At 68.8% G+C, this 19,115-nt stretch carries 19 protein-coding genes; 6 read left to right on the top strand and 13 right to left on the bottom strand.

The genetic code is table 11. The annotated features are described in order from the left end of the window. The first annotated feature begins 28 nt into the window (after nt 1-28). From HOV91_RS05340 to HOV91_RS39720, 3 genes are all read left to right on the top strand, one after another. Nucleotides 29-1,006, top strand: a complete 978-nt coding sequence (locus tag HOV91_RS05340; protein ID WP_174184318.1) for an ABC transporter substrate-binding protein — start codon at nt 29-31, stop codon at nt 1,004-1,006. Then, entirely contained in the window at nt 1,003-1,548 is a 546-nt protein-coding gene (locus HOV91_RS05335; RefSeq protein ID WP_174184317.1) for a GNAT family N-acetyltransferase, read from the top strand. The genes HOV91_RS05340 and HOV91_RS05335 overlap by 4 nt, the downstream gene beginning before the upstream one ends. A 157-nt stretch (nt 1,549-1,705) precedes the next feature. Beyond that, a complete protein-coding gene (locus HOV91_RS39720; protein ID WP_174184316.1) occupies nt 1,706-2,245 on the top strand; it encodes a helix-hairpin-helix domain-containing protein in 540 nt (179 codons plus the stop codon). A 3-nt stretch (nt 2,246-2,248) separates the two neighbouring features. Here HOV91_RS39720 and HOV91_RS05325 read toward each other — a convergent pair whose 3' ends face one another. Beyond that, complete coding sequence (locus HOV91_RS05325; protein WP_246349846.1) at nt 2,249-2,833, bottom strand: TetR/AcrR family transcriptional regulator; 585 nt, start codon at nt 2,831-2,833, stop codon at nt 2,249-2,251. Between the two features lie 64 nt (nt 2,834-2,897). Here HOV91_RS05325 and HOV91_RS05320 point away from each other — a divergent pair, with 64 nt between their 5' ends. After that, the gene (locus tag HOV91_RS05320) at nt 2,898-3,758 is read left to right on the top strand and encodes an alpha/beta fold hydrolase (protein WP_174184314.1); all 861 of its coding nucleotides are present in this window, start codon (nt 2,898-2,900) and stop codon (nt 3,756-3,758) included. A 1-nt stretch (nt 3,759) separates the two neighbouring features. On the opposite strand, the gene HOV91_RS05315 is transcribed toward HOV91_RS05320, so the two are convergent. Beyond that, nucleotides 3,760-6,030, bottom strand: a complete 2,271-nt coding sequence (locus tag HOV91_RS05315) for a hypothetical protein (RefSeq protein WP_312884477.1) — start codon at nt 6,028-6,030, stop codon at nt 3,760-3,762. Between the two features lie 102 nt (nt 6,031-6,132). Next, entirely contained in the window at nt 6,133-7,260 is a 1,128-nt protein-coding gene (locus HOV91_RS05310) for an acyl-CoA dehydrogenase family protein (protein WP_174184313.1), read from the bottom strand. Nucleotides 7,261-7,396: 136 nt separating this feature from the next. On the opposite strand from HOV91_RS05310, the gene HOV91_RS05305 reads away from it, so the two are divergent. Then, nucleotides 7,397-7,771, top strand: coding sequence for a MerR family transcriptional regulator (locus HOV91_RS05305; RefSeq protein WP_174184312.1), 375 nt, complete (start codon nt 7,397-7,399; stop codon nt 7,769-7,771). Next, nucleotides 7,768-8,634, top strand: a complete 867-nt coding sequence (locus tag HOV91_RS05300; RefSeq protein ID WP_174184311.1) for a TIGR03619 family F420-dependent LLM class oxidoreductase — start codon at nt 7,768-7,770, stop codon at nt 8,632-8,634. Before HOV91_RS05305 ends, HOV91_RS05300 begins: the two co-directional genes overlap by 4 nt. Nucleotides 8,635-8,665: 31 nt before the next feature. Here the strand turns inward: HOV91_RS05300 and HOV91_RS05295 are convergent, their stop codons facing one another. The 10 genes from HOV91_RS05295 to HOV91_RS05250 form a co-directional block, all read right to left on the bottom strand. Then, nucleotides 8,666-9,166: a flavin reductase family protein gene (locus HOV91_RS05295; RefSeq protein WP_174184310.1), complete on the bottom strand. Its 501-nt coding sequence runs from the start codon at nt 9,164-9,166 to the stop codon at nt 8,666-8,668. Nucleotides 9,167-9,462: 296 nt separating this feature from the next. Next, nucleotides 9,463-10,692, bottom strand: a complete 1,230-nt coding sequence (locus tag HOV91_RS05290) for a cytochrome P450 family protein (protein ID WP_174184309.1) — start codon at nt 10,690-10,692, stop codon at nt 9,463-9,465. 10 nt (nt 10,693-10,702) lie between these two features. Next, on the bottom strand, nt 10,703-11,989 hold the full coding sequence (locus tag HOV91_RS05285) for a cytochrome P450 (RefSeq protein WP_174184308.1): 1,287 nt from the start codon (nt 11,987-11,989) through the stop codon (nt 10,703-10,705). 175 nt (nt 11,990-12,164) lie between these two features. Next, the gene (locus HOV91_RS05280; RefSeq protein ID WP_174184307.1) at nt 12,165-13,457 is read right to left on the bottom strand and encodes a cytochrome P450; all 1,293 of its coding nucleotides are present in this window, start codon (nt 13,455-13,457) and stop codon (nt 12,165-12,167) included. 292 nt (nt 13,458-13,749) lie between these two features. Further along, nucleotides 13,750-14,979, bottom strand: coding sequence for a cytochrome P450 family protein (locus tag HOV91_RS05275; RefSeq protein WP_174184306.1), 1,230 nt, complete (start codon nt 14,977-14,979; stop codon nt 13,750-13,752). A 13-nt stretch (nt 14,980-14,992) separates the two neighbouring features. Next, nucleotides 14,993-16,264: a cytochrome P450 gene (locus HOV91_RS05270; protein WP_174184305.1), complete on the bottom strand. Its 1,272-nt coding sequence runs from the start codon at nt 16,262-16,264 to the stop codon at nt 14,993-14,995. Beyond that, nucleotides 16,261-16,866: a GTP-binding protein gene (locus HOV91_RS05265; protein WP_174184304.1), complete on the bottom strand. Its 606-nt coding sequence runs from the start codon at nt 16,864-16,866 to the stop codon at nt 16,261-16,263. Before HOV91_RS05265 ends, HOV91_RS05270 begins: the two co-directional genes overlap by 4 nt. Beyond that, on the bottom strand, nt 16,841-17,191 hold the full coding sequence (locus tag HOV91_RS05260) for a DUF742 domain-containing protein (RefSeq protein ID WP_159926752.1): 351 nt from the start codon (nt 17,189-17,191) through the stop codon (nt 16,841-16,843). The genes HOV91_RS05265 and HOV91_RS05260 overlap by 26 nt, the downstream gene beginning before the upstream one ends. Nucleotides 17,192-17,264: 73 nt before the next feature. Beyond that, nucleotides 17,265-17,690, bottom strand: a complete 426-nt coding sequence (locus HOV91_RS05255; RefSeq protein ID WP_174184303.1) for a roadblock/LC7 domain-containing protein — start codon at nt 17,688-17,690, stop codon at nt 17,265-17,267. Continuing rightward, the gene (locus tag HOV91_RS05250) at nt 17,690-19,042 is read right to left on the bottom strand and encodes an ATP-binding protein (RefSeq protein ID WP_312884476.1); all 1,353 of its coding nucleotides are present in this window, start codon (nt 19,040-19,042) and stop codon (nt 17,690-17,692) included. Before HOV91_RS05250 ends, HOV91_RS05255 begins: the two co-directional genes overlap by 1 nt. Between the last annotated feature and the right edge of the window lie 73 nt (nt 19,043-19,115).

The raw sequence follows: 19,115 nt of genomic DNA, 5'->3' as shown, positions 1-19,115 counted from the left end.
CCAGTTCCCGGAGAGGAATTCGATCACCGTGTCCAACCGTCCGCCCCGAGCCACCCGGCTCGCGCCGTTACCTGTCGCGCTGCTCACCGCCGCGCTGCTCACCGGCTGCGGCAGCCCTGCCCCCGCCACCGTGGAAGCGTCGGAGGGATTCCCGATGACGATCTCCAGTTGTGGCCGCGACGTCACCTTCACCCGCGCGCCCCGGCGCGTCGTCACCGTCGGCTCCGTCGCGGGCCCACTCATCGCGGCCGCGGGCGCCGCCGACCGCATCGTCACCCGTACCTTCGAGACCGCGCCGTTTCCCGGCCAGTACGCCGACGCGTTGAAGGACATCGAAGTCACCGCTCCCACCGGCGAACTCGCCCGCGAAGAGATCATCAATCGCACGCCCGACCTGGTGGTCAGTTTCGAGGGCGCCGCGGTCACGCCCGATGATCTGGCGCGCGTGCGCATTCCGCTGCTGGTGAGCCGCGGCTACTGCCGCGATGCCGCGGGCAGCTACGACGACATCTTCGCCGACATCGAACTGTACGGCCGGTTGTTCGGCACGTCCGCGGCGGCGAACACCGAGGTCAGCGCCTTGCGGCAGCGCGTAGCGGCGGTGGCCGATCGACACCGTGCCGACCGGGCGGGCACGGCTGCCGCGGCGCTGATCATCTCGCGCGACGGCGCGAAGCTCAGCGCCTACGGCAGCACGAGCACCGTGGCGGCGCAGATGCGCGTGCTCGGGCTGGACAACGTATTCGGCGACGTCGCCAAGCGCAATTTCGAGGTGAACACCGAAACCCTGATCCAGCGCGATCCCGAGGTGATCATCCTGCTCACCCAAGGCGCCCAGACCCCGGAATCCGCGCGCGAGGCCCTGCGTGCGCGACCCGAACTGGCCGGGCTGCGCGCCGTTCGCGGGAACCGGATCATCGCGGTCCCGTTCGGCTATACCGGGCCGGGACCGGTCGCCGTCGAAGGTCTCGAAGTGCTGGACCGCGAACTCGGAGCGCGGCGATGAGCGCGCCGGCCGCCACCGGCTATCGGCTGCGCGTGGCAGGTCCCGAGGATCTCCCCGGCGCCCGCAGCGTCATGCTGGACACCTTCTACGAGGTGTTCGGCATCGGTTATCTGCCCGAGCACCACCACGATGTGATCGACCCGGAGACGGTGTACCTGCGTAACCCGCTCAACCGCCTCTGGGTAGCCGAGCACGAAGGCCGGATCGTCGCCACCACGGCGATTCGCGCCCAAGGCCCGCGTCACCCACCGCATCCCGCCTGGCTGGCCGAACAGTTCCCAGACCAGGGCACCGCACAGCTGTTCCGGGTGTACGTCCGCCCCGAGCACCACCGGCGTGGCCTGGCCACACGGCTGGTCCGCGCGGCGATCGACTACGTATCCGTCACACCCGATTTCGACCGGCTGTATCTGCACACCGACGCCAGGACCCCCGGCGCACTGGAGTTCTGGCTCACCTTCGGCACAGTCGTCCACGACGCGCGCCTGCCCGGCCCCGGGTTCCAAACCGTGCACCTGGAAATCCCGCTGGCTCGATCGTAGTGCTCGGTGCTCGGCCGAACCGCGAAGCGGCCGGAGCCGAATGATGCCGCCCGGCACCGGGTCGGACAGCGCCGATTCCGAACCGGCCGAGCACCATCCGGCACGCGATCGAGTAGGTGCGGGGTCCGCCAGGCCGGGAACGTGCCAGAGTGAGCCCATGACCACCCGCACCCAGCTACGCAAGACCGCGCTCTCGCTGCCCGAGGCCGTCGAACAGCGAACCCGCCCCGGTGTCGTCGTGTTCGCCGTGCGGGACAGGCGTTTCGCGGCGTCGGACGAGGACGGACGGGTGCGGCTGTACCTGTCCGGCGCGGACGCGCAGGAGGTACTCGCGGCGCATCCCAGTGCCGAGCGGCTGACGCGCGGCACGACGTCGATCGGCGTCGTTGTCCCGCTCTCCGATATCAACGGGCAGCAGCTGAACCACTGGGTGCGGCGCGCCTGGCTTTCGCGCGCACCGAAACGGCTCGCGGCACCGATGATCGCGGCGGAAACCGCGGACGTCGCAGTGGGCGACTTGCCCACGGCCATCGGGAATCCCGCGCGGCGGGCGCTGGCGGCCGTCGGCATCACCACTCTCGCGCGGGTCGCCGAATCGACCGAGGCGCAACTGCTCGCGATGCACGGCGTCGGCCCGAAGGCCGTGCGCGTCCTGCGTGAGGCACTCCGGTCCAGCGGCCGTTCACTCGCCGAGTGACCGCTATCCGCGCACTCCGGCCAGCACTTCCTCGATGCGGGCCCGCAGCGACCGGCCTGCCGCGAGCAAAGGTTCGGTCGAGCGGAGGGTGCGGCTGAGCACGAAAGCGCCCTCGAGGGCGGTGAGGACGGCGAGGATGAGTTCGCGGGCCTGCGGGGCGGGCAGGCCGCGGCGAACGAAATAGCCGGTGCCCTCATCGATCCAGGCGGCGATGACCTCGGCGGCGACTTCGCGCAGCGCGGGTTCGCTGTCGGCGACCTCGCCCGCGACGGTACCCACCGGGCACATGTTGAGCCAGCCGGTCTGTTCGATCTGTTCGGCGGCGGCCGCGAACGCGGCGGGGACCGCTTCGCGCAGGTCGTCGTGCGGATCGAGCAGCAGGGGCAGCAGCTGGATGTAGGCGGCTCCGGATGTGCGCAGCGCCGCGGCGGCGATCTGTGGCTTGCCTTCGGGAAAGTGGTGGTAGAGCGAGCCCATCGGGGCACAGGCCGCGACGGTGATCTGCTTCACGCTCGTCCCCGCGTAGCCCTGCGTGCGCATCAACTCGGCCGTCGCGGTGACGAGACGTTCCCGGGTACTGGTTGACATTCTCTCGGTCACCATTCCAGACTAGAGCAAACACTCTAGAGCGATCGCTCGAATGGAGGCGGACATGCCTGTAGTCGAACTGCCCGTGGGCCGGGTGCACTATGTCGAGCGGGGCGAAGGCCCCCCGGTCGTCCTGCTGCACGGCTTGTTGATGAACCACACGCAGTGGGACGAGGTACTCGACGCCCTTCCCGCCGGCTTCCGGTACGTGCTGCCGGACCTGCCGCTCGGCGCTCATCCCATACCGCTGCGCCCCGGCGTCGACCTGAGCATGCGCGGCCTGAATCAGCTGGTCGCGGATCTCCTCGCCGCACTGGACCTGCGCGAGGTGACACTGGTGCACAGCGATTGGGGCGGCGCGCTGTTCCTCACCGCCTACGGGCTCGATGAACGCGTCGGCAGGCTGATCGTGCTGCCGTGCGAGGCGTTCGACAATTTCCCGCCCGGCCTGCCTGGCAAGATGGCCACCGTCGCCACCTACCTCCCCGGCGGGATCTTGCTGGCGCTGCGGCAGTTACGCGTTCGGTGGTTGCGCCGCTCGCCGCTGCTGTTCGGCTGGATGGCCCGGCGCCCGCTGTCCGACGCACTGGTGCGCGGCTGGACCGAGCCGGGGCTGCGGGATGCCCGGATCCGGCGGGACCTGCTCGCCTACACCAAGTCGGGCTTCCGCAAGCCGGAACTGATCGCGAACACCGAAGCGCTGCGCGAGTTCCGAGGTGACGCGCTGATCCTGTGGTCGTCGGCGGGCAAGGTGATGCCGCGCGAGCACGGGCAACGGCTCGCCGAACTCATTCCTAAGGCCAGGCTGGTCGAAATAGACGACGCCTACGTCCTTTCCATGCTCGACCAGCCCGCCGCGGTCGCCGAGGCGATGTCGGCGTTCCTGCTCGAGCACCACCCCGCGCCGGAGCCGCGCACGCGCTGATTCACGCCTGGACGGTCGCCAACTCCGGTTGGGTCACCGCGATCTGCGGATCCTCGGAAGCCTCGGACGGTTCGGAAGCCTCGGACGGTTCGTCGGTCGAGCGCCGCCGCGTCCGGTGATGGGCCCACTGCAACAGGCCGAGTCCGATGAGTCCGGCCGCGCTGGTCACGATCCCGATCTCGCTGCCGGGTGGGCGCCAGTCCACGAGCAAGTCCGCGTTGTCGGTGCCCGCCGGGATGTCCACGGCGAGGAAGACGCCGCCGATCGTGCCGGTCGCCAGCTCGCGGCCGTTCAGCGTCACCCGGTGCCCAGGCCAGGCGAGCCGGGCGAACACGACGCGCCCGCCACTGGTCGAGCTGACCACGGCGCGGGTCGTGATGTCGTCCAGCGAACTCCTCGATTCGGCGGTCACTCCCGCCGTGTGCGCGATCGCCCCGTCGCGGGCGGACACGGGCCCGTCGGCGCGTTCCAGCACCCAGATGTGGCGCTCGTGTCCCGGATAGTCCGCCCACCGCCAGCCCGCCGGCGCGGGATGGTCGCGGGCGTCCGGGTATTGCGTGCGGTGCAGGACCACCCGGTCGACCTTCATCAGGTCGACGATCCGCGCGCCGGTGACGGGTTCGGTCGCGAAGGCGCGGCGGAACGCGTCGGGGCAGGTACTGCCGTCCCACGCCATGCACAGCATGCCGGCGAACGCGGCGTGCCCGATCGGCGTATAGGCGTTGACGTAGTCGAGGCCGAGCGCCTTCGCGTAGTTGCCGATGGCCAGCGAGCCGTACGCGCCCGCGATGTTCCGGTCCTCGGGGCGCACGGCGGCGCGGTCGGCCAATTGCAGGGTGAGGCCGTCGAAATCGGGGAAGGCCGCGCGCATCGCCGAGCGCCGCTCCGGGAAGTCGTAGGACATCGGCGTCATCGGCGCCACGGCCACCTGCGTATAGGCGATGGGGAACATGGCCACGACGGCCATCGCGCACGCGGCGGCGGCGCCCCGGTGGCGGGCCAGCCAAACGGCGGCGGCGCCGAGCGCGCCCACCGCCAGCGCTCCCACCACATGCCGCAACACCAGCTCGGGGGCGGCCGAGACCGACCGTACGAACAACAGCCCGATCAGCACGGCGGCGGCCGTGGCACGGCGGCGCGAGGCGGCGAACACGCCGTAGCGGCTCAGCGCGACGCAGACCAGCACGAGCAGCACGATCGCGAGCATCGGCAGCACCCGCGCGGGCCAGCGCAGCGGACCGATCGCCCCGGGCCCGGCCGTCCACATCAGCACCGCCACCGCGAAGAAGATCAGTCCGCTGAAGTCCCGCACGGCGGTGCGCGCGGCACGCCAGTCGATGAACGCGAGCGCCGGGATGAGGAACCAGGCGATGTAGACCATCGGCAACGGCTGGACGTGGCCCCACCAGGCGGTGAACGCGGGGGTGGTGCTCGGCAGGCTCGCGTTCAGCGACTCCGACCACGGCACCGTCAGGAACGGGTCGTTGTGGATCTGCACACTGCCGCGCCAGGTCACCTGGGAAGACAGGATGCCGGACAGGTTCGCGATCGCCGCGGTGAGCGCCGCGCACCCCGCCGCGAGGCACAGCCGTACCGTCGGCGCCCACCGGCGCTGATACACGACCTCACCGGCCGCGACCGCGACGATGATCAGCGCCGATTCCACGGCGGGGAAGGCATATTGCACCGTGAGGGTCAGGTACAGGAAGACGAAGACCGGCAGCGGCCCGCTCCGGCCGCGGGCGTACTGCACCGCCGACGCCCAAGCGTGCACCATCCAGGCGGTCGCCACGTGCGGTGTGAACCAGCTGGCCTGGTCGAAGAACAGGAACCAGCCGCTGAGCGGGAACGCGATACCCGCGACCGCCGCCCACCGGGGACGAGCGCCATAGGCCAGGCAGATGCGGAACACGCCGAGCGCGGCGATGATCGAGAAGACGAGCTTCACCGCCGTCGCGTAGACGGAGAGATCATCCATCGACGGCGCCAGGAGATAGACGAGCAACTGCGGCGGGTTGAACAGCCCCGCCTCTTCCAGCGTGTAGTTGCCCGCCATCCATTCGTGCGGGACCAGCGCCGGGAACCGGCCGTCGCGCAACAACTCCCCGAGCATCACCCACATCGGGGCGTACTGCGCCTCGGTGTCGTCGGTGTAGTAGTGCCTCGCGTCGGCCAGCAACACCGACACATATCCGGCGATGACTCCGATGACGGTCGCCGCGCCCCAGATGTAACGTTCTTTTCGGGGTCCGGATACCGCGGCTGTACTCACAAGGCGCGGAGTGTAGCCGCAATGGGTGAACACGTGCTGACCGGATCGCACGCTATGTCCGAATACTCGGCGGCGCCGACTCTCGACCGACCCGCCCGCGCTTCACGCATCCTCCGGCACGCCCAGCACTCCCCGGCCGATCACACCCGCGATCACCTCGGTCGAATACGCCATGAGCTGACCGGCCTGGGCATCGCGCAGATGACGCTGGATCGGCGACCGCTTGAGATACCCCGAGCCGCCGCCGATCCGGACACCGAGCTGCGCCACATCGACCGCCACCTTGTTCGCGAGATACTTCGCCCGGGAGAGGTTGTCGAAGAACGACGCGATCCCGTTGTCGGCTTGCCACAACGCCTGCTCGTAGAGCGTGTGCGCCGCCGCGAGCCTGGTCTGGGCGTCCGCCACCTCGTACTGCACCCACTGCTGGTGCGCCAAGGGCTTGCCCAGGATCTCCCTGGCCCGTGCGTGCTCCACCAGCGCGTCCAGCGCCGCGTCGGCGATCCCGAGCGAGATCGCGGGCAGACCGGCCGGGATCACCGCGAAATCGCCCGGCCGCGGCGCGCGACCGCGGTACTCGGCAAGCAGCACGGTGTCGTCGAACGCCAGCAGCTGACTGCGCGTCGCCCGCAGGCCGAGGGTGTCCCAGATCGGGATGATCGACACCGTGTCGTCGGGTACCACGCCGAAGAACGCGGGCTCCCCCGCCACGAGCGCGTTGACCAGCAGGTAGTCGGCGATCTCGCTACCGGACACGAACCGCTTCGCGCCGCTGAGCGACCACCCGCCCTCGACCGGCGCGGCGATCTGCTGCGGCTGCAGGAAGCGGTTACCGCTGGCCGGTTCGGACAGCGCGTTCGCGAAACGCCTGCCCGCGCGGAATTCGTCCGCGAAGAACGAGCCCGACGTCTCGGTGGTGAGTTCCGCGAGCGCGACACCAGCACCGGCGTGCATCGTCCAGATCGTCGCGGTGGACGGGTCGGCCTTGGCGAGGACGCGGACCAGACGCCCGAGACCCAGGTAGCTCAGGCCCGCGCCGCCGACCGATTCCGGTAGGACCGCCTGGTTCACCCCCGCGCCGTGCAGCGCGTCCAGATGCTCGACGGCGAGTTCGGCGCGCTCGTCGTACTCGGCCGCCACGGCGGCGAATCCGGCCGCCAGGTCGGCTACCCGGTCGAGCAACTCCCGCTCGCTGTCGCGGACCGGAAGAAAGAAATGCGCGTTCGTCACGAAATGCTTTCTGGTCGGAGCGAATCGGCGGGTGCGACCGCCGGATGGATGCGTTCCGAGAGTACGCAGTGCCCGCGACGGCTTGCCTTGACATCGACGAGAAGGTTTAGCGTTGCGGTGACGCCAAGGAGGACGGATGCGCATCAGCGAAGTGGCGCAGCGGGCCGGCACCAGCACCCGCGCCCTGCGGTACTACGAGGAACACGGCCTGGTGCGGCCGCGCCGGGGAGCCAACGGGTACCGGTCGTACGACGAGGCGGAAGTGCTGATCGTGGCGCAGATCCGCGAACTGCTCGACGCGGGCTTCGACCTCGACGACATCCGCCCGTTCGTCGCCTGCCTGCGGGCGGGCAACGGCTCCGGGGACGTCTGCCCCGACTCGGTCTCCACGTTGCGGCGCAAGCTGGCCGAGGTCGATTCGTACCTGGAACGGCTGGAGCAGGTCCGTCGTCATCTGAGCGACCGCCTCGCGGCGGCCTGCGAGTTCGACCGGATCGAGGAGCTGCGGTGAAATTCGCGGTCAGCTACAGCACCCCGTTCTTCGGCGTCGACCCGGAACGGCTGATCGGCTACGCCCAGCACGCGGAACGCTGCGGATTCGAGGCGATCTACCTGCCCGAGCACATCGCGTTGTACCCGGGCGCCGCGGTCGGGCCGATGGAGATCACGCCGTCGGTCCCGTTCGCCGACCCGCTCGACGCGCTGAGCTTCGTGGCCGCCGCGACCGAACGAATCCTGCTCGGCACCGCGGTCCTGCTGCTGCCCTATCACCATCCGGTGGTGCTGGCCAAACGCCTTGCGACGATCGATGTGCTGTCCAAGGGCCGGATGCGCCTGCTCACCGTCGGTTTGGGCACCCTGCCCGGTGAGGCGCACGCCGTCGGCGTCGATTTCGCCACCCGCGGCCGCCGCGCCGACGAGGCCATCGACGTGCTGCGACTGCTGTGGTCCGGCGACGCCGACGGAGTGAGCTTCGACGGGGAGTTCTTCGGATTCGAGAATCTGTGCAGTTATCCGAAACCATTTCGAGCCGAACCGTTGCCGATCCATGTCGGCGGTTCGAGCCGGGCGGCCGCGCGCCGCGCCGGGTCCCGCGGCGACGGCTACTTCCCGGGCGGGATGCTCGGTCCGGCCGAACGCGCCACGCAACTGGAGATCGCCCACGCCGCGGCCGGTGCGGCAGGCCGGAGCACCGAGGGGTTCGACTACACCCGCTGGGGATCGATCGACATGCCGGTGGAGCGGGTCGAAGGATTGGCCGAACAGGGTGTCACGCGTGTCGTGGTGAGCGCGAGCACGGGCGACCCGGAGCGCGCCCGCGACGAGTTGTCCGCCTTCGCCGCGCGTTTCGATCTTGCGAACGCACGAAAGTAGCTCCCGCGCAGGCATCGCGCGGGTAACCTCCTCAGACGGCGTGCCCCGCAACCAGATCCGCCACCGAGTGATAGTGCAGTGTCTCCGCGGGATGCCGCCGCACGGCGGCGTCCTCGGGCTCGAGCAGCAACCCGACGTGATCGCCGAAGTCGTACCGCTCGCGGATGCGGGCGCTGAACCAGCTGGGCACCGTGCTGAGCACCGGAATGCCCCCGGGGCCCGCGTGCCAGTCGCAGTGCACGAACTTGTCGATGTCGTCGCCGGTCTCCCCGCCGAAAAGCCGGGCCAGCGAGAGCTGTTCGCTGCTCAGCACATGCACGGCGAGCCGGTCGGCGCGCTGCGCGACCCGGTAGGTGTGGTTCTTCTTGGACAGGCCGATCAGGAATCGGCGCGGCTCGATGCTGACCTGCGTCGCGAAGCCGACCAGACATCCGGCGCGCCGTCCCTCCGCCTGCACGGTGACCAGCAGGACGGGATAGTCCGCCGCCGCGACCACCGCGTCGAACACTGCGGTCCGGTCTTCGGTAGCCATCGGTCCTCCCAGCGTGATGCGACGTCTTTCCCGGATGCCCGCGCGATCGGCGCGCAAACATGCCGGGACGAGCAGCGCTCACCCTACAACCGCGGCGGCAGGTCGTCTGAGACGCCGACGACGGCAGGGGTGGGCACCCGTGCGACGGCCGTGTAGATCAGCCCATTCCGATCCACATCCCGTGGATGATAGTCCACCACAATGACTTCCGCGCCGACACTGAAAATGCATAGTGGCGGTCGCCACATTGCGAGCGCACCGCGCGCCCCCGGCCGCACCGGGGGCGCGGCCAGCCCCTAGTCCGCCGGTTCCAGATACACGGGGAGCCTGGCGTGCCCGTTGGAGATGAAGCTGGACACGGTACCGAGTTCGGCGGGATCGGCCGCCAGGCGCATGTTCGGGAAGCGCCGGAAGAGAGCGGGCAGGGCGATCTCCGCTTCCAGCCGGGCCAGCGGCGCGCCGAGGCAGTGATGCGCCCCGTACCCGAAAGCCAGGTGTTCCTTGCTCGCTCGCCGCACGTCGAACTCGTCGGCGCTGGCGCCGTGCAGCTTCGGATCGCGGTTGGCCGCGGCGTAGGAGGCGAGGATCGGCTCGCCCTTGGCGATGCGCAGGCCGTCGATCTCGATGTCGTCGGCGGCGAAGCGCAGCGGCAGGTGCGCCACCGGCGCCTCGAAGCGCAACGCCTCCTCGATCAGATCGGTCCAGGTCGCGCGTCCCTCGGAGACCTCGGCGCGCTGTCGCGGATGGGTCAGCAGCGCGAAGACGGCTTGGTCCAGCAGATTCACCGTGGTCTCGTGCCCGGCGCTGATCACGAGCAACAGCGTATCGATCAACTCCTGCTCGGTGAGCTGCGAACCGTCCTCCTCGTCGCGGTGCGAGATGAGCAGGCTGGTCATGTCGTCGCCGGGAGTCTCGCGCCGATGGGCGACCAGCTCACCGAGGATCCGGTACATCTCCAGGTAATTCGCCTGCGACTCCTCGGGTCCGAGCGACGTGTCGAAGATGCCGTCGACACACTTGCGCAGCCCGGCGTGCAAGGATTCCGGAACGCCCATCAGCGCGCTGATGACCTGGATCGGCAGCGGATAGGCGAAACCCTCCCTGAGGTCCACCGCCTCCCCCCGCGGTGTCGCCGCGAGCGCGGCGAGCAGGTCGGCGGTGATCTGCTCGATCATCGGGCGCATCGCCTGGGTGCGGCGGTGGGTGAACGCCGGCGCGACCAGTTTGCGCAACCTGCGGTGGTCGGCGCCGTACGCGGTGAACATGTTGTTCACGGCGACCCACAGGAACAACGGCCAGTCCTGGGGTATCTCGCCGTTGACGAACGCGGGCCAGTGCTGCTTGGCGTCCTTCGAGACCCGGGGATCGGCAAGTAACCGCTTGAGCACGTCGGCGTCGGTGACCGACCACGCCGGTACGCCGCCGGGCAGCTCGACTCGGGCCAGCGGCCCGCGCGCACGGATTCGAGCGGACTCACCCTGGATGTCGGCGCCCGTCGGGTCGAGGACTAGGGGCTGGGTGTCCATCGGGGACTCCTTAGAAGACGGTCAACGGAGGGGATTTCGGAAAGACGACCGGCAGGGAAACCAGCGCGCGGTGGAACGGGCCCGGCCGCCAGTTCAATTGGCCGGGCTCCACGGCCAACCGCAGCTCGGGCAGCGCGTCCAGGATCTGATCGATGGCGTCCTGGACCACCAAGTACGCGGCCGATCGCGCGGGGCAGGCGTGCGGCCCCACGCTCCATGCCAGATGGGCGCGGCTGTCGGTGCGTTGACCGACCCCGATCGCGGGATCGTTGTTGCAGCCCGCCATGCTGATCACTACCGGTTGATGTGCCGGCAGCCACACGTCATCGATGAGGATCGGCTGCCTCGGATAGCTGACGCAGTAGTTCGCCATCGGCGGGTCGTCGAACAACACCTCGTCGAGTGCGTCGCGGGTCGACAGGCTCCCGCCGAGGAAGTCTCCCGCGAAGCGTTCGTCGGTGAGCATCAGCAGCAGCGTGTTGACGATCAGGTTCTGCATCGGTTCGATGCCCGCGCCGTAGAGCGTGACCAGCTGGTGGATCATCTCGACGTCGTCCAGGCCCGCCACGTGGTTCAACAGCCGTGAGGTGATGTCGTCGCCGGGCTCCTTGCGCTTCATCTGCACCAGTTCGAACAGCGCGTCGGTGAGCATCGCGTTGCCCTTGTCCGCGTTCACGCCCTCGAAGATGGCGGCCATGCCGGTCGCGACCTGCTGACCGATATCCGCTGGGCAGCCGATCATGGCGTTGAGCACCGCGAAACTGAGCGGGAACGCGTACTGACTGATCAGATCCGCCGCTCCGTCCTGACAGAAGGCGTTGATCAGCGGGATCGCGACCTGCTCGATGGTGCCGTGCAGCGCGTGCAGATCGACCCCGGTGATGCTCGCGACGTTCGCCTGCCGGTAGCGCAGGTGTTCCAGGCCGGAGCTGCGCAGCGCGTTCGGACGCCATTCCAGCATCGGCAGGATCGGGCACTCACCCGGAATGTCCTTCTGCCAGGTGCGGGGATCGGCCGGGAAATGATCCGGGTCGTTCAGGATGCGCAGCGCGGTGTGGTAGCCGATCACCAAGGTGGCGGGCACGTTCGGCGACAGCTCGACCGGTACGAGCGGACCGTACTTGCGGCGCATCTCACGGTAGGCCCCGTGCGGATCCTCCGCGTATTCCTGGGAATACAACGGGTAGCGAGGACCGCCGGTGTCGATCGGTGACCCGTGCGGCACGGGGCACCCGCTCACGGCGGCGGACGGTGGGAAGTGTGGCGTGGTCAAGACGAACTCCAGAGAAACGAACATTCGACGAACGCGATCACCCGGCGCGTGCGCCCGGCGACGACGTAGGCCGACGTGCAGCGTGTGATTCGGTGACAGGCCCGCGCACACCCTCATCAGCTGTGTGCGCGAGGACCTCTGTGCGGCAACCTCCTTCGGGATCGGCATGCGGCGACGGCACTCGCCGGAGGGAGCCCGGCTACGACGCCGAACTCGCCTCCGGCTGGTTCGAGAAGACCGGCAGGGGCGGGGATGCCGGGAAGAGGACCGGCAGGGCGGTCAGCGACCGATGGAACGGACCCGGCCGCCAGGTCAGCTCCTCGGCAGGGACGGCGAGCCGCATCTCGGGCAACGCGTCGAGCAGCTGGTCGATGGCATCCTGGGCGATCAGGTAGGCCACGGATCGGGCCGGACAGGTGTGCGGCCCGACGCTCCACGCGAGATGGGCCCGGTTGTCGGTGTACTGCCCCGTGTTGATCGCCGGGTCGTCGTTGCATCCGGCCATGCTGATGACCACCGGCTGGTGCGCGGGTAGCCAGACGCCGTCGATGAGGATCGGCTGACGGGGGAAGGTGACACAGTAATTCGACAGCGGCGGGTCGGTGAACAACACCTCGTCCAGCGCGTCCCTGGTCGACAGGCTGCCGCCGATGATGCCGCCCGCGAAGCGCTGGTCGGTGAGCATCAGCCGCAGGGTGTTGATGATCAGGTTCTGCTGCGGCTCGATGCCCGCGCCGTACAGCATCAGCACCTGCTGCACCATCTCCGTGTCGTCGAAATCGACGGGGTGGCGCAGGATGCGGGAGACGATGTCGTCGCCGGGCTGGGACCGTTTGAGCGCCACCAGGTCGGCCATCGCGTCGTTGAACATCGCGTTGCCCTGCTCGGCATCCACGCCTTCGAACATCGCCGCGAGCCCCATCGCCGCCCGCTGCCCGATGTCCGGCGGGCACCCGAGCATGGCGTTGATCACCGCGAACGCCAGCGGGAACGCGTATTGCGCGATCAGATCCGCCGAGCCGTCCCCGCAGAAGCCGTTGATCAGCGGAACGGCGATCCGCTCCACCGTGTCGCGCAGGGCGAACTGGTCGATCTCCTCGATGCCCGCGACCGTGGCCTGCCGGTACCTGGCGTGCTCCAGGCCGGAATTGCGGATCGCGGCCGGACGCCACTCGAGCAGGGGAAGCACCGGGCAGTCACTGGGCACGGTCTGCTGCCACGTCCGCGAATCCGCCGGGAAGTGGTCGGGATCGTTCAGGATGCGCAGCGCGGTGTGATATCCGATCACGAGCGTCGCGGGCACACCGGGGGACAGTTCCACCGGAACGAGGGAACCGTATCGGCGGCGCATCTCCCGATAGACACGATGTGGATCCGCCGCGAAATCCTCCGAGGACAGCGCGACCCGTGGGCCGTCGGCGCCGACCGGTGAACCGTGCTGGACCGGGCAGCCGCTGAAGGAGGACGATGCCGAGGACTGTGGGTGGGTCAAAACGTGACTCCAAAGTCGGAACGTTCGACGAGCAGGGGCGGGCACACGACAGCGCCCCGAATCTCGGAAGCCGAATTGCCGTGCGGGCGTAGCGAATTCGACCTTACGCCGAATTTCGCTGGGGCAGAGCATATCTCGTGCGCGAAGTGAGCGCGATGGGGTGGGGTCCGCGTCTTCCCGCCTGGCGAAACACCTCTGCCCGCGTACCCCGAGGGATACGCGGGTTGCCGAGTACGGATACGGAGAGGACCGAGCCTCGGTGCCGACGGTGTGATCAGGATGTCGAGCGGGGTTACTCCGCCGCCTCCAGGAACACCGGCAGCTCGGAGTGGCCGTTGGAGATGAAGCTGAGCACGGGGCTCAGCTCGGACGGGTCGACCGCGAGACGCATGCCGGGGAAGCGACGGAAGATGGCCGGAAGGGCGATCTCGGCCTCCAACCGGGCCAGCGGCGCGCCCAGGCAGTGATGCGCTCCGTAACCGAAGGCCAGGTGATCCTTGACCGACCGGCGCACGTCGAACTCGTCCGCGGTCGGGCCGTGCACTTTCGGATCACGGTTGGCCGCCACGTAGGAGGCGAGGATCGCCTCCCCCTTGGGGATGCGGACTCCGGCGATGTCGATGTCTTCGACGGCGTAGCGCAGCGGCAGGTGCGCCACCGGCGCCTCGAAGCGCAACGACTCCTCCACCACGTCCGACCAGGCCAGCCGGCCCTCCAGCACGTCGGCACGCTGGTCCTGGCGGGTGAGCAACGCGAAGATGGCCTGATCGAGCAGGTTCACCGTCGTCTCGTGCCCGGCGTTGATCACCAGCATCAGGGTGTCGACGAGTTCCTTCTCGGTCAGCTGCGAGCCGTCCTCCTCGTCCCGGCTGGCGATCAGCACGCTCGTGATGTCGTCGCCGGGCGTGTCCCGCCGGTAGGCCACGAGTTCGCTGATGAGCCGGTACATTTCCAGGTAGTTGGCCTGCGCCTCCTGCGGCCCGAACGAGGTGTCGAAGAATCCGTCGACACATTTCCGCACGCCGGGGCCCAAGTGCTCGGGCACACCCATCAGCTCGGTGATGACCTGGATCGGCACCGGATAGGCGTAGCCCTCCCGCAGGTCGACGGCGGTGCCCCGCGGGGTCGCCGCGAGCCGGTCGAGCAGGTCGGCGGTGATCGCTTCGATGCGCGGTCGAAGCGCCACCGTGCGGCGATGGGTGAACGCGGGAGCGACCAGCTTGCGCAGCCGCCGATGCTCGGCGCCGTAGGCGGTGAACATATTGTCGACCGCCACCCAAGGGTGCAGCGGCCACTCCTGGGTGATCTCGCCGTTCATGAACGCCGCCCAGTGCTGCCGGGGGTCCTTGGACACCCGGGGATCGGCCAGCAGGCTCTTGAGCACGACGGCATCGGTGATCGACCACGCGGGCACCCCGCCGGGCAGCTCCACCAGGGCCACCGGCCCACGCTCGCGCAGCCGCGCGGCCTCGCCTTGGATATCGGAACCGGTCAGATCCAAGACTAACGGCTCTTGCGACATCGAACGCTTCTCCTTACACCATGTTCAACGGAGGGGACTTGGGGAAGACGACCGGCAAGGCCGCCAACGCCCGGTGGAATGGGCCGGGCCGCCAGACCACTTCGTCCGCGGGGATAGCCAGTCGCATCTCGGGGAGCGCGTCGAGGAGCTGATCGATGGCTTCTTGGACGACCACCGACGCCACGGACTTCGCCGGACAGGCGTGCGGCCCGACGGCCCACGCCAGATGCGAGCGGTTGCCCGTGCGGTCACCTCCGCGGATCGCCGGGTCGTTGTTGCAGGCGGCGAGGCTGACCAGCACCGGCTGGTGCGCGGGCAACCAGGTGTTGTCGATCAGGATGGGCTGGCGCGGGTAGGTGATGCAGAAGTTCGCCATCGGGGGGTCGTTGAACAACACCTCGTCCAGCGCGTCGCGCGTCGACAGGCTGCCGCCGAGAACCTCACCGCCGAAACGGTCGTCGGTGAGCATCAGCAGCAGCGTGTTGGTGATCAGGTTCTGCTGCGGCTCGATCCCGGCGCCGTAGAGGCTGATCAGGTTGGACAGCATCTCCTCGTCGTTGAGACCGGCCTTGTGATGCGCCAATCGGGACGTGACGTCCTCGCCCGGCTCCGCGCGGCGCTGCTCGATCAGCTCCATCAGGGCAGCGGAGAGCATCTCCATGCCCCTGGCCGCCTCGACGGTGTCGAAGAGCATGGCCATGCCGGTGGCGACCCGCTGACCGAGTTCGGTGGAACAGCCGACGATCCGGTTGAGCACCTCGAAGACGAGCGGGAACGCGTACTGCGTCACCAGATCGGCGGATCCCTCCGCGCAGAAGCCGTTGATCAGCGGGATGGCGATGCGCTCGACCATCGAGTGCACCTCGTGCAGGTCGATGGCGTCGATGCTCGCGGTATAGGCGCCCCGATAGCGGGCATGCGCGGCGCCGCTGTTGCGCAGCGCGTTCGGGTACCACTCCATCATCGGGCGGATGGGCGAGTCGGCGGGGATGTTCTTCTGCCAGATGCGCGGATCGGCCGGGAAATGCTCCGGATCGTTGAGGATCCGCACGGCCTCCTGGTAACCGATCACCAGCGTGGCCGGGACTCCAGGCGACAGTTCGATCGGGACCAGTGAACCGTGGCGCCTGCGCATATTCCGATAGATCCCGTGTGGATCGGCCGCGAATTCCTCTGTGTAGAGCGGAATCCGGGGACCGTCGGTATCGATCGGCGATCCGTGTGCGACCGGGCAGGCGCCGCTGGATAGGTTCTCGGGGTAGGTCGAGCTCTGGGGCGTGGTCAAATGCGAGACTCCAAACGGTGGAACAAGAATTCGACTAGCGTGATCAGCGAACGCAGGCAGGTGCCTCGGTCGCGCGCGTCCAGTGACGTCAGTGGTGTGCCGGGTTCCAGATCGAGGGCATCGCGCACCTCCTCGAGCGGATAGGGCCGCGCGCCTTCGAACTGGTTGACCGCCACCGAATACGGCACGCCGCGTTCCTCGAGCACCGACAGGACCTCGTCGGACTTCTCGATGCGGCGGGTGTCGACCAGCACCAGCGCGCCGAGCGCACCCCGGGCCAGCTCTTCCCACAGGGGGACGAAACGCTGCTGGCCCGGCGTGCCGAACAGGTAGAGCGCCAGTTTGGGACTGAGCGTGATGCGGCCGAAGTCCATCGCGACCGTGGTCTGCGACTTGCCGGGCAACCCGGCCATGTCGTCGACGCCGACGCTGGCTTCGGTGATGGTCTCCTCGGTGCGCAGCGGCTTGATCTCCGAGACGCTGCTCACGAAAGTGGTCTTGCCGACACCGAAGTTGCCGGCCACCAGCAGTTTCACCGAGCGGGTCACGGTCTCCGGCACGTAGTCGACAGCGCGATCAGACGGCGAGAGCACGGAGCCCATTGAGTACCTCCTCCAGCAGAGCGATCTCCGGCAGGGACTCGGCCGGGGTGGGAGTGACCAGGTGCCCGCCGTCCATCAGATCGGACGTGACGATCTTGACGACGGACGGCGGCAGGTCGAGGTACGCCGCGATCTCGGCGATCGACAGCGCACCTCGACGGCTGCACAGGGCCATGACCCGGCGCGCATCGGGCGACGCGCCGGGAAGTGGATCTTTGGCGGTCAGGACCAAAGTGACCAGGTCCAGCTCACGAGTGGGACGCGTACGCCCCCCGGTGCGCACGTAGGCCCGGACCAGGTCCGGGTCGCGCCGCGGCTTGCTCATGACGGCACCTCGCGCCAGCTCGGCTCCGTAATGCCCAGCGGCGCGGTACCTTTGACTCGCTCGCCGCGTTCGATCATGGCATTTCGCTGCCGTCTACGCGCCTGCGCGGCTGGCTGCCCAGCTCACGACCGACCCGGCCGGCCAGCTCGTTCATCCGGTGCGCGACCAACCCCACGTCGATGTCGTTGGTGGTCGCCACACCGAGTAACGCGCCCTCCCCCGCCGCGGTGATCAGGATCATCCCCTGGTCGTACTCGGTGATGTTCTGCCGCACGCCATTGGCGGAGTCGCCACAGAATTCGCCCAGCGCCTTGCCGAGCGAGCGCAGGCCGGAGGCCGCCGCGGAGAAGCGTTCCGCCTCGTCGCGGGCGATCCCCGCGGAGTGCGCGATCCGCAGGCCGTCGTCGGACAGCAACACCGCGAACCGCACACCCGTGATGCTGAGATCTTCGAGTAGCCAGCCCAGTTTGTTGCTGCTGTCGGTCACGGGTGTGGCCATCAGGATGTCATCCCTTCCGTGTCATCGGATGCGGCAGCGCGGCCGCTCTTGGAACCGGTATGCCAAGCTGCGGCGACCTCGGGGCGAGCGAGGCCCGGTTCGGTGCGCGGCCCGACCGGCGCGAGCGCGACCGTTCGGCGTCGCCGCTTGGGTAACCCGCCGCTGGTGATCTCGCTCACCGTCAGCGACAGCTCGTCCTCGCCGGGCTGCTCGCTCGGCGCGTCCTGCGCGGGAACCGCGACCGGCTCCGGTTTTGCCTCGGCCACGGGCGCGACCTCCTGGACGTTCTGCGGGGTGACCAGCAGCGACTCCGGGATGTAGACCATCGCGCGCATGCCGCCGTAGACGTTCGGGCCGTCGATGTAAACGGTGAAACCGTAGCGGCGGGCCAGCGCGGCGATACCCGGGAAGCCGACCTTCGGCGAGGGACCGAGCTGGTGGATGTCGACCGGCCGCTCGTGCGCGAGCACCTGCCGGGCCTCCTCCATCTGCTCGGCGTTCATCCGCACGCCCGCGTCATCGATGATGACGGTGACGCCGTGATGACCCTCTTGGAAGTTGACGTCCACATAGGAAGTCGGCGGGGAGTACCGCAACGCGTTGTCCAGCAGGGTCGCCAGCGTGTGCACGAGCGGTTCCACCGCGCGGCTGATCACGACGCGGTCGAGCTGGTTGGGCCGCACCCGCAGGTATTCCCGGACGCGGCCGATGGCGCCGCCGACCACGTCGGTCAGGGTCTGCGCGGGCCAGCGACGGCCGGGCAGGCCACCGCAGACGATCACGTAGGACTGCGCCTGACGGATCATCTGCTGGACGGTGTGGTCGATGCGGGTGAGGGTTTCGTACACCGCGTCGTCACGATGCTCGCGCAGCGCGGCGCTCACCACCTGGCTGACGTCCGCGCCGAGGCTGACCACGGAGGTGCCGAACGAGCGGACCGCGGCGCTGGTCGCCTGGCGCGAGGCGGAGGACACCTCGTTGCGCGCGGCCTCCTCGGCGGCCTTGATCGCCTGCTGGGCCTCGTTGTTGGTCAGGTCCCTGGTCTCCGAGCGCATCAGGCTCAGATCGTCGGCGTACCGCTCGGAGATCCACCGCAGGATCTGCGCGAGCCGTGAATTCTCCATGCCGGCCTGTACCTCGACCGGGGGAACCTGCGACTCGAACCGGCGGATCGATTCGGCCACCGCGGGTAACGTGGTGGCGGCGAACCGCTCGAGCGTGTCCTCTGTCGCGCGCTGTTCCCTGGTCAGAGCTTCGAGCTTGGCCCGCTGAGCCCTGGCATACTGCACTGCGTACAACGCCCCCGCTACGGCGATCACCAAAGCGGCGGCGAGGATCCATGAAAGCACCACGGCGATATCTTGATTCATCAGTTCTTTCGTCGTTGACTGGTCTCGAGGAATCGGCCCACTGCCATCCTGCTTC

The organism is Nocardia barduliensis (genome assembly GCF_013315795.1).
Taxonomy (GTDB): Bacteria; Actinomycetota; Actinomycetes; order Mycobacteriales; family Mycobacteriaceae; genus Nocardia; species Nocardia barduliensis.
This window is presented reverse-complemented; position numbering and strand designations above follow the sequence as displayed.